At 60.5% G+C, this 1,777-nt stretch carries 1 protein-coding gene, 1 tRNA gene and 2 pseudogenes; 3 read left to right on the plus strand and 1 reads right to left on the minus strand.

The features are described from left to right. Both FG154_RS21990 and FG154_RS20355 read left to right on the plus strand, forming a co-directional pair. Positions 1–423, plus strand: a 423-nt coding sequence (locus FG154_RS21990) for a DDE-type integrase/transposase/recombinase (protein WP_222120593.1), incomplete at its 5' end; no start/stop codon positions are given. Between the two features lie 197 nt (positions 424–620). Continuing rightward, positions 621–983: pseudogene (locus FG154_RS20355) on the plus strand (IS110 family transposase); the annotation flags it as partial. 34 nt (positions 984–1,017) lie between these two features. Here FG154_RS20355 and FG154_RS21165 read toward each other — a convergent pair. After that, positions 1,018–1,162: pseudogene (locus tag FG154_RS21165) on the minus strand (transposase); the annotation flags it as partial. A 221-nt stretch (positions 1,163–1,383) separates the two neighbouring features. Here FG154_RS21165 and FG154_RS20370 point away from each other — a divergent pair. Then, positions 1,384–1,474: transfer RNA gene (locus FG154_RS20370), tRNA-Ser, on the plus strand. The last annotated feature ends 303 nt before the right edge of the window (positions 1,475–1,777 follow it).

Below are 1,777 nucleotides of genomic sequence, written 5' to 3' on the forward strand. Positions count from 1 at the left end.
CATAAATCAACAACCGGCTCCGGTCGCGGCTGGATGAAAGACCAGTGGCAGGTCAGTAAGGCTTGTGACGGACCGAGGAGTTGCGGTGGCGCATGCCGCCCATCCCCGGCTGCGCGCCGCAAGCCACCCAGCATCTTCGAAGCCGCGGCGCCGTGCCAGGTCTGGAGTTGGGACATAACGTGGCTGCCCGGACCGATCGCCGGTGCCTTCTTCTACCTCTACCTCATCGTCGACATCTTCAGCCGCAAGATCGTCGGCTGGGAGGTCCACGACCGCGAGACCTCGGACTTCGCGGCCGAGGTGCTCAAGCGCGCCGTCTGGTCCGAGAAGTGCCTGACCAGCCCGCTCGTAGTTCGCGAATGGTTTGATCGGAAGAGGGATCGACAGTCTGCTGGGCTGGTGCTGGCTGGCACTTCGGCATGATCTGACCCTCATGCCCATCGACCTGATGCGTGTCCTTCCGTTGATCTGTCGGTCATCCGAAGCGCCAGCCAGTGAGGCTTTGCCTCGAAGATGCACGGTGACCCGAGAAGGGCGTGACCATCGGGTCTCGTGACTGTCCTGCCCCGGCATTCTTCCTGGCGAGCCACGTTCAGGTTTCTGAAGGAAGGGGCCAGCCCATGGCTGTGAATTCTTTCGTTATCGGTGGTGTCGATACCCACAAGGATCTGCACATCGCCGCGGTCGTCGACCATGTTGACCGGCTTCTTGGCGTGGAAAGCTTCCCGACCACCAGGCAGGGGTATCGCCAGATGCTCTCCTGGATGCGGTCCTTCGGGGGCCTTGAGCGCATCGGCATCGAATGCTCGGGCAGCTATGGCGCGGGGCTGCTGCGCACCATGCAGGAAGCTGGCGTCCCTGTGCTGGACGTGACGGCACCCGACAGGCACGACCGCCGGCGGCGAGGCAAGAACGGCGATTTCGATGCCGAAATTGCGGCACATGCCGCTTACGCCTCAAGCGCGTTCGCGGTAACTCGAACCGGTGGCGTTCACCCCTCCTCTGGCTCATCATGGACACGCCGTCATACTTGGCGCGCCACTTGTAGAATGTCGCGCTGCTGATCCCATGCTCACGGCAGATCTCGGGCACAGCCAGACCATCCCGCGGCCTGCCGCAGCACGCCCATGATCTGCGCCTTGGCAAAACGTCGCTTCTTCATCTGAATCTTCTCGTCCATCTTGCCGAACCCGATTTCGGGCGATTTCGGCTGCAACTCGCGGCGGTCGGCGCAAAAAACAGACGACCCAATCTTGCCCAAAACCTGCTCCGGACGGTGCGTTTCCACGCCATTTCAGGCAGTTGAGGTCTCCGTCGTGGCAGACTTACGGTCCTCGAATTTTCGCTTGTATGTGCACGGCTTGACCTGCTAGACGGGTCAGCGGAGACGTGGCCGAGCGGTCGAAGGCACACCCCTGCTAAGGGTGCAGACCCCCAAAGGGTCTCGAGGGTTCGAATCCCTTCGTCTCCGCCATACAACCTCGTTAAGCGTCTGATATTTTGTGAGAAAACGCTTCGGCGAGGAAGTTCTTCCGCCGACCCTTCCCCCATTAACTGCTGGAACATTGTGGAAGCTGGCGAACGTGCTCGGTAGTGGCCGCTATTTCCGTTCCTAGCAGTATCAACTTTCAGTTCTTTTAGCGATTTAAGGTTTTTTCAGGAGGGCGGGCCGCAAGGTTCCACATCCCGCAGATGATCTCCTGCCTTGGCCCGCTCAGGACAGTAAGCTGACGCCGAGGGCCGTCTTGACTTACCGGCTTTTCTCATCGGCCATGAT

The sequence above is a fragment of the Cereibacter sediminicola genome, assembly GCF_007668225.1.
Lineage (GTDB): Bacteria > Pseudomonadota > Alphaproteobacteria > Rhodobacterales > Rhodobacteraceae > Cereibacter_A > Cereibacter_A azotoformans.